General features: G+C 37.3%; 2 protein-coding genes. Both read right to left on the bottom strand.

Going from position 1 to position 1,720, the window contains the following annotated elements:
- Window positions 1-143: 143 nt before the first annotated feature.
- The gene (locus tag E2B99_RS12080; RefSeq protein ID WP_134245244.1) at window positions 144-461 is read right to left on the bottom strand and encodes a hypothetical protein; all 318 of its coding nucleotides are present in this window, start codon (window positions 459-461) and stop codon (window positions 144-146) included.
- A gap of 400 nt (window positions 462-861) precedes the next feature.
- Window positions 862-1,356, bottom strand: coding sequence for a hypothetical protein (locus E2B99_RS12075; RefSeq protein ID WP_134245242.1), 495 nt, complete (start codon window positions 1,354-1,356; stop codon window positions 862-864).
- Window positions 1,357-1,720: the final 364 nt, after the last annotated feature.

Genomic DNA, 1,720 nt, shown 5'->3' with positions numbered 1-1,720 from the left:
CTCGATTCACCAAAGCTCGGTTGTAAGAAGACCAATTGGTTGTGCGATAGGTTTTAGGTGCGGGCTTATTCATTTGAGAATTATATTGCTAGATAAGCCTTTACATATAGGTTTGTGCAACAAAGCCTTTATAAATTATAAAGTTAATAAAAAACACCCAAGGCTGATAAGCCAATAATAAAGCTGGCCAGCAAAATCATGTGGTTCCAGCGTTTGTTAGGATATTGATCTCGCTTTAAAATAAGCTCGGCCATAAGCCACGGAATAATGATGAGCGCAGTAATATCCAGGATATTGAAATAATTAGTCTGGTGTAGCCAGTTTTGCTTGACCAGACTAACAATGGCAAATACCGCAGCGCACAGTAATCCTGTCCGGTACAGCAAACGCCAGTACATCAGATGTTTGAACTCACTATAGAAATCATGCTGCGCATAAAGGTAACGGTTTGGGAGACTCATGGCCGACTCCTTTGTCAGCAGATAACCAATAAAAATTACTTATAGATCTAAATTGCTGAAATCCTGTGTTATTTTCAATGCTACTTTTCTGTAAAATTTTTGAATAATTAAGAATAAGTAGCTACTATTTGTAACTTTTACTGTTGAGTTAGATGCTTTTGTAAATATTAGCTTAAAGCTGACCAATCATAGCGATCATATATGATTATATATTGATCTAAGTTTTAAGAATTAGCGGTTTATACTTATTTTACAAGAGGCTCGTAAGACTATTTAAGTATGCGGCAAGATGCCGGACATGCTGCTAAAACCCACCGCTATTAAAATAAACCGTTATAAACATCGACGCTAATAGCAGCTTGTTAATACGCTCAATCGTTTTAAATCTATCTGTTAATTATTAGTGCTGCGACGTATGTCTCAATTTCTGGCACAACCTGAGCCAAAAACCAGGATAAATCACCAGCCATAAACCCGCCATTAGTTGCACAACAATTCCTGTAAGTCCCAGAATATTCGCCATATCCAGTGCTGGTGTAACAGGAATAAAGGCTAGTGACGCCGGTAACTGAGCCAGTGAACGCACGACAAAATAAATCCCTGCAAACTGAAACAATACTTTTTGTGAATCCTCACCGATTGCCAGCGTGGTTTCTGTCTTGGCAGTAGTTAACACGGACGCGGCAGTTTTAAATACCAGATAAGCAGCGACAAGGCCAATTACCAAAAAACAGGCAATCATCCAAAAGTAAATTACGGCAGGAATAGCCTTTTGCTGATATTGCTCCAGATTGGTAAAGAGCATTACTAAACTGGGAATGTTTAGGAACATCTGTAACACCAGCCAGATTGCAATCAGCTTTAAAGCCACAGCGGTAATTTGTTGGGTGATCATGCTTTGCCTGAATCTTAAGAACAGCATCAATAGTAAATGCAAATCGTTCAAATTTATGTAGCTGGTTTTTTACGATATGAAAGTAGCAAAGTCTTGTACAGCAAGCGTTTAATCATAGTTGCATTAGCATAATGTCCATAGATGAATACGATTAGTGAAGTTAATAAAAACCTTTTTAAAACTCAATCATAGCCCCAATGCTCTCTTATATTTTTATAAAAACTTTTTGGTCTTTAACTAGGGCGTGTCCTCATTTGAAGAATTGGTTTTAAATACTTAAAATCTTCCTTTGAGTTATTTTCATTTCTATATTTTCAATGGCACGTACTCTTCTTACCGATGATATCTGGCAGCAAATTCAAGA

The sequence above is a fragment of the Alkanindiges illinoisensis genome (assembly GCF_004377485.1).
In the GTDB taxonomy this organism is placed as follows: domain Bacteria; phylum Pseudomonadota; class Gammaproteobacteria; order Pseudomonadales; family Moraxellaceae; genus Alkanindiges; species Alkanindiges illinoisensis_A.
Note: the sequence above shows the minus strand (reverse complement) of the source record. Positions and strands in the feature narration are given on the sequence as shown.